At 45.7% G+C, this 7851-nt stretch carries 1 protein-coding gene; it reads left to right on the top strand.

Annotated features, from left to right (window positions below; translation table 11 throughout):
* Window positions 1–344 precede the first annotated feature (344 nt).
* Entirely contained in the window at window positions 345–7493 is a 7149-nt protein-coding gene (locus LYNGBM3L_RS28930) for a two-partner secretion domain-containing protein (RefSeq protein ID WP_008189801.1), read from the top strand.
* Window positions 7494–7851: the final 358 nt, after the last annotated feature.

The following is a 7851-nucleotide window of genomic DNA, read 5'->3' as shown; positions in this document are numbered from 1 at the left end:
TCTTTCTGAGGTAGCAAAAAAGTAAAGTAAGCATTCAGCTATCAGCTATCAGCTATCAGCTATCAGCGATCAGCTATCAGCTATCAGCTATCAGCTATCAGCTATCAGCTTTCAGCTTTCAGCTATCAGCTATCAGCTATCAGCGATCAGCTATCAGCTATCAGCTATCAGCTATCAGCTATCAGCGATTAGCGCACGCTACGCGAAAAGCTTTCAGCTTTCAGCGACCACTGACGGCTGACCACTGACCACTGACCACTGACCACTGACTACTGACCACTGACCACTGACCGCTGACCGCTGACCGCTGACCGCTGAATGCTTAGAGCAAGGAGAATAATTCCATGGTTAATCAATCTTGGGGTCGTTGCTGTGGCTTATTGAAGGTAGCCAGTTGCTTAACGATTGGTGTGTTTTTTCCCTTTGATAAACATCAAGCCTTGGCTGAGGTTACACCAGATACGACTTTAGGGGCTGAAAGTTCTCGGGTTACGCCTGATGCTGATGTTAGGGGAGGGCTAGCGGATTTGATAGAAGGTGGAGCAGAACGAGGGGCAAATCTGTTCCACAGTTTTACTGATTTTAATGTTGAGGAGTTACAACGGGTTTATTTTGCTAATCCAGCAGGAATTGATAATATTATCTCACGGGTGACTGGCACTAATCCCTCAAGTATTTTGGGCACCTTGGGAGTCGATGGTGCTGCTAATCTATTTTTACTGAATCCCCATGGGATTATCTTTGGAGCCAATGCTCAACTGGATATTCAGGGTTCCTTTGTGGCGAGTACAGCGAATTCGATCACCTTTGGGGATGGGTCATCCTTTAGTGCCAATCCCGACAATTCGTCGTTGTTAACGGTAAGTGTGCCTTTGGGATTGCAATATGGGACGAATCAAGCTGGTGCGATCGCTAATGCTGGGAATTTGGCAGTTGGTTCCGGACAAACGCTCAGCTTATCCGGTGGTACGGTAACTAGCACTGGCTCCCTGACAGCAGCTGGTGGCCTGGTTGAGGTTCTCGGAAATCAGGTTAGCTTGTTGGAAAATGCCCGAATTGATGTCTCGTCTGACACCGGTGGCGGTACAGTATTGATTGGGGGAGACTTTCAGGGTAATGGCACCGTTCCCAATGCAGCACGTACCTTTGTTGGCTCCGATGTAAGGATTAATGCCGATGCCTTGATCAATGGGGATGGGGGCAAGGTGATTGTTTGGGCGGATCAGACAGCAACCGTTCACGGAACCCTTACAGCAAGGGGAGGAACTGTTTCCGGTGATGGGGGATTTATTGAAACCTCTGGCAAACAGTTTCTTAATCTCACCACTACTCCCGATGCTAGTGCTCCTAATGGTAGTGGTGGCACTTGGTTAATCGATCCCACTGATATCACACTCGCAAACGGTGGCGGTGGGATTGGGACCAATACAGTTGATGTTGCTAATATTAATGCTGCCCTGAATAGGGGCACCAACGTCACAATTTCAACAACTATCGGTGGCACTGATCAAGGTAACATTACTCAGAACAATGATGCACCAATTCGCAAGACAGCAGGTGGAGACGCAACTCTTACCTTGCAGGCAGAAAACGATATTTTTCTGAACGCTGATATTACTTCCAATAGCGGTCAGTTGAATGTAGAGCTGTTGGCTGATAGTGACAATAGTGGAGCAGGCGCTATTGGTATTTTTAATGCCACGATTGATACTAATGGTGGTGATTTCAGTAGTTTGGGCAGGGGAACGAATAATTCCAACGGGTGGGGACACCATCTTAACAATGCTAACATCAACGCTGGAGGTGGCAATCTTAAATTAGAGGGGACGGGAATACCTGATGGCACTGGCAATGGCATCGGCATTTTTCTGGAGAACAGCGAATTAAAAACCACCGGGCTAGGGACGATTACTCTAATTGGCAATGGTGGAATCGGAGGGCATAGTATTGGGGTTGATGTTACAGAAAACACGATCATTAGTTCAGAAAATGGGGATATTAGGCTAACAGGTATTGCCAAAGGTTTTAATAATGGATGGGGTATTCAAATTCGTGACAATGGTCTAGTACGTTCCACTGGGACGGGGAACATTTTTCTGAGTGGTACTACTACCGGTACTGGCAGTTTGAACTATGGCATCCTAATTCGGGAACAGTTCCCCGCTGGAGGTCCTAGTGTGGTAGAAGCCACTGGAACAGGGAACATAACCCTAGTAGGTATTAATGGTATTGGGACAGACGGTAATCACGGGATAAGTATTCGGTCCGGTTCTAGGGTTTCTGCAACAACTGGAAATCTTAGCTTGACAGGTACTGGAAACGGCACTGGAAGCGGCAATACAGGTATTTTCATTAACTCTGGCAGTGTGGTAGAAACAACCAATGGCACCATTGACCTAGAGGGTTTCAGCGGGAGTGGAGCGAATTTTAATCACGGAATACTACTTCAAGATGAAAAGTCTAGAATTAGTTCGATTAATGGAGATATAACTCTGACTGGCGGTAGTAATGCTGGTCAAACACCTGCAAGTTTAAGCAATCACGGCATTTTTATTGGATTAGACGGTGTAGTGCAATCCAGCGGGAATATTACCTTGACAGGTACGACTAATGCAAATGGTGTGGACGGTGATGGCATTTCGATTCAAACTCGCAGCATTGTGGAAGCAACTAAAACTGGGAATATTACCTTGACGGGTACTGCCGGTGCTGGCAGTGACGATCATCAAGGAATAGCTGTTGGAAGCAACGCTAAAGTAAGCTCAGTAGATGGAAATATTAGGTTGTTAGGCAACAGTAACGGAACTGGGAAAAATAATTCTGGTATTTTCATATTTCAGAACGGCTTGCTGGAAACAACTGGGGTAGGAAGTATTACTCTTCAGGGAACTGGTAGCGGAACTGGGAGCAACAACAACGGTATTCTTCTGAGCGATTCCAATCTGGGTGCAAATCCTACCAGTGGTGGTGTAATTCAATCAACGGGTACTGGAGCCATCACTTTGGAGGGTACAAGTGCTGCTGGAACTTCTGAGAATCAAGGCATATTAATTGATGGTAATGGTTCCAGAGTGAGTGGAAAAGATGGAAATATCACCCTCAGAGGTACAGCAGCTCCAAGTAATGGAGATCTTAACCACGGCATTTATATTTTAAATCAAGGCTTGGTGCAATCGACTGGAGCAGGCTCTATCGAAATAACAGGTACTGCTAACGCAAGCAGTAATGTTGGGTTTGGCAACGAGGGCATTTCGATTGTAGCTGGCGGTGGGGTAGAATCCACCGGAACAGGAATGATTACCATGAGAGGAAATGGGGGGAATGGTGGAATCGGGTCGGACGGGGATCAAGGAATCGTTGTTTTAGGTTCCAACACTAGAGTGACATCGGTAGATGGCGATATCCTCTTGAGAGGAATTAGCAGAGGAACCGGAACTGAAAATTACGGTATTTGGTTAGGTGCAGTTGGCGGTGGCGTAGTGCGAACTACTGGAACTGGAAACATTACTATAGAAGGCATTATTAGCGGCATTGGCAATAACAGTGAGGGGATTTTCTTTGGTAATGGAGGTGCAATTGAAGCTATTGGCACTGGAAACATCACCCTCACCGCTGATGAAATTACTATCCCTAGTAATCTGGCTGAAATTAGAGGCGCGAACCGCCTTCAGCTACAGCCCCTTGACCCTACTTTGGGCATCACTATCGGTGGCACTACTACTGATGCCCGCTTAAATTTAGACAGCAGCGAACTCAACAGGTTACAAAACGGGTTTGCCCAGATTCTGATTGGGCGAGACAACAGCAGCGGTGCGATCGCTATTTTGCCTGCTGCCTTCAATAGTCCTACTACGATTCAAACTCCAGTTACAGGCGGAACGATTACAACAACTGGAGCCCTTAACACCAACAATAACCCCCTGACCTTCATTGCCGGTAGCGACGTTACCTTTAACAATGACATCAATACTGGTAGTGGTAATCTTAGTGTTTTAGGGAGTACCATTACCCAAACTAGCGGCAGTCTATTTGTGAATGGGGATGCCTTCTTCACCAGCACTCTAGCCAATGCAGGTAATGTCAGTGTTACCAACACTAAACCTACCACCATTGGTTACTCCATTATTGGGGGCAACTTCACTCTGAACTCTGCTCTACCAATTACTCAAGTTCCCGGCGAACCCTTGCAAGTGGCTGGAGAGATCTCAGTGAATGGGGGAGGTAGCCAACCCCTAATTAACACTATCGGTGACTTTTCTCAAGAGACTCTCCTACCCAATGGGGATTTGATTATTACTCAGCTGGGAACAGTTAACCTAGAGGCCCACACCGTCACAGGTAACCTGACAGTAAATAGCTTACCAGCAGCCGTTGTCAGTTTTAACCAAGTTCTGGATAACCCTGCCATCACTCTTAATCAAGACAATTCCTTTGGCGGTACCCTCCGGTTTAACACCACCACCGATGCCATCTTGTTGGAAGGTACCCCCGGGATTATTCAAACTGGCACTCAAACTGTCAGTGGTACCGCTACTTTCAACGCCAACACTGGCAATATTAGTCTCAACGAACCAGCTAATCAGTTTGGTAATCTAGCCTTCACCGGTAATGATGTCTCTATCCGTGAGAGTGACCAGACAAATCTGATCAGTTCCTCTGCCACTGGTAACTTGAACTTAACCTCTGGAGGCATGATTACTCAAGATATAGGAGCATCATTAACTGTTGTAGGAGATACCAGCCTCACCACTACCCTCCCCAACGCTGGCAATGTCACAATTACTAACAGTAATGCCACCATCATCGGTAATTCCCTGATTGGTGGGGATTTTACGATTAACTCTACTGGACCAATTTTCCAAGCCCCTGGGGAAATCTTACAAGTAGCAGGGAACACTATTCCAAACGCTCCTAGTGACAATTTAGAGCCTACTGGCAACAATATTTTGCCTCGAATAACCTTGCCCAATGGGGATGTAATTATCACTGACGTGGGACAGATCACCCTAAATGCCGAAACTATCTCTGGCAATCTAACGGTGAACAGCTTAGGCAGAAGACTGACTTTCAACAACAATGAAGCCTTTAACGAAAGTACAGCGATTGAATTAGCTCAATCTGGAAACTCCTTTGGTGGCGTATTGAGAATAAATACTGAAGCACCCCTAAGTCGCCTCGATACAGGTACTCCCGAAATTATCCAAAATGGTGCTCTAAATGTTAGCGGTACTGCTAGCTTTAATGCTGAGAATGGCAATATTACTCTCAACAACTCAGACAATCAGTTTGGGAATCTTTCCTTTACAGGGGGTAACATCTCAATCAACGAAAGTGACTCTACCAACTTACTCAACTCAACTTATTCTGGTAATTTAAACATTACTTCTGGTGGTGCGATCGCACAAAGCGGTAGCCTTAGTATTGGAGAATCTTCCAATCAAGAAATAAGCTTGATCCTCAACGCCATCGGAGACATTAATACTCAGGATATTATTAGTCCCAGTGGCTCGATTACCCTCAACAGCACCAATGGTAGTATCGATACTACGGCAGGTCTTCTCAGTACATATTCCTCTGGCAGTGGCGGACCGATAACCTTGTCTGCTGACGGTGACCTTAACCTTGGTTCTCTTGATTCTAGTGGTCGCGATGTTGCAGGAAGTGATATTACGTTAAATAGCAACGGTGCAATCATAGCAAAAAATCAGCTTATTACTACCGACACTGATGGCTCCGGTAAGGCTGGTGATATTAATATCAAGGCTCAATCCGTTTCCTTTACTGGGACGAAAGTATCGACGAGGACTCGTGGGGATGGCTCGGGAGGAAATCTCAACATTAATGCCTCTGATTCCATCAATATAACCAATGGTAGTCGATTGCTTGTCCAGACATTTGGGAATGGCAATGCTGGCAACGCAACCATTAATACTAAGCAATTGGTTGTACAAAATGACCGACCTGAATTGAATAGCTTGACTGGAATAGGAACAGAAACATTCAGCAGTGGCAATGGAGGGAACTTAACCATCAATGCTTCCGAGTCTGTTATACTAAGGGGCAATCAATCAATAGTATTTAATCCTAATCCTCTAGACCCAAACTCAATTCGCCAGGCAGGTCAAACTACTACAGGTTTGACAACAGCAACTTTTGGGACTGGTAATGCTGGTAAGTTAAGCCTTAGTACTAGTAGTTTAGTCATTCAGAATGGAGCTGGAATTACCTCAGCACCTCTTTTAACTGAAAGAAATAATGGGCAAGTTACCTTGTCTGGCGGAAAAGGCGGAGAGTTAAGTATAACTGCTACCGAGTCTATCGAGATTCAAGGTCAGGCAGGCATAGCAACTGCTACTCTCGGAAATGGTGATGCAGGAAAGTTATTTTTAAAATCTGGCAGAATAACTCTTGAGGAGGGAGCTACAATTTCGGCAGATACAATTATTGGTCCTGTTGCTACTTCTACTGATTCTGTTGCTACTTCTATTAATGCTTTCGGAAATGCCGGGGATATAACTATTGAAACCAACCAACTGATGGTCCGCAGTGGTTCACGCATTGGCGCAGCAACCGCAAATGCAGGTAAAGGAGGAAATATAACCATCAATGCCTCAGAATCAGTAGAAGTGATTGGCACCTCAGCGGATGGCACAGTCCCCAGTGGTGTCTTTACAGCAGCACTTCCAGGCTCAACTAAAAAGGCTGGAGACTTAGAGATTACCACTGGAAAACTAACCCTTGAGGATGGTGCAGAGATATCTGCCCAAAGTCAGGGAGAAGGCGACGCTGGCAACATCGATATCAATGTCTCAGACAGGTTAACAGCTACTGACGGCAATATTATTACTGCTACCACTCAATCTGCCGGAGGTGAGATCAAAATCACAGCCAAAGATATTAGGCTACGCGGTGACAGTGACATTACCACCAGTGTCTTCAGCGGTGCTGACAACGGGGGCAATATTACCATCACCACTGACTCCCTCATTGCCTTCGCTGACAGTGATATCCTAGCCTTTGCCCGTGATGGCCGAGGAGGTAATATTACCTTCACAACCCCCATCTTCTTCGGCTTTGCTTTCCGTCCAGCACCACCAGGCACTGACCCAGCCACTTTAGATAATAATAACCGAGTCGATATCAACGCTAGTGCTGCTATCCCTGGGGATATTCAGGGTTTACCCAACCTCGCTCATATCACAAACAGCCTGACAGAGTTACCGGACAATCTGATTGACACCGACAATCTGCTAGCCAATAGCTGCATTGTCCGAACCAGTGAACAAGAAGGAAAATTCATCATTACCGGTGGTGGTAACTTACCCACCCGCCCTGGGGATGCTTCCGTTTCACGTTATCCCACTGGAGAGGTACGCACGGTACCGAGTCAGAGTGCCTCTCGTCCTTGGCAAAAGGGTGACCCAATTGTTGAAGCAACCGGGGTGTATCAACTGCCCAATGGACGCCTAGTGATGGGGCGGGAATGTTCTTGAGGCTGGGGGTTAGGGATTTTGAACAGAAGCTTGATCCTATACTTCCTTAGCTTCAAGCTTTAGCTTTTAGCACAACTACCGTAAACCAAAAAAGAGAGGCTCACTGGATTAGAGCCTCTCTTTTTGATTACCAATATGTAGTTTTCAGCAATCCCACTGACTAAATCTTGCCATGAGTCTTGGTTATCCAAGTCATCACATTGGTAGATACGGTGAATGAATTCTAAAAGTCTTAACTTTATTATGAAAATTAAGCAACAAGCTAAGGTAGTTGCTGAACAAATTATCTCTAAATAATTTGTTTTTTTTGCCGAATAAACGACCAAATTGTCGTCGCAAAAATCAAAGCTTAGACATT

It is taken from the genome of Moorena producens 3L, from assembly GCF_000211815.1.
GTDB classification, from domain to species: domain Bacteria; phylum Cyanobacteriota; class Cyanobacteriia; order Cyanobacteriales; family Coleofasciculaceae; genus Moorena; species Moorena producens.
Note: the sequence above shows the minus strand (reverse complement) of the source record. Positions and strands in the feature narration are given on the sequence as shown.

What these genes read in the sequence shown, in the direction of transcription:
- LYNGBM3L_RS28930 (WP_008189801.1), top strand. Translation starts at nt 345, where the DNA reads ATGGTTAATCAATCTTGGGGTCGTTGCTGTGGCTTATTGAAGGTAGCC.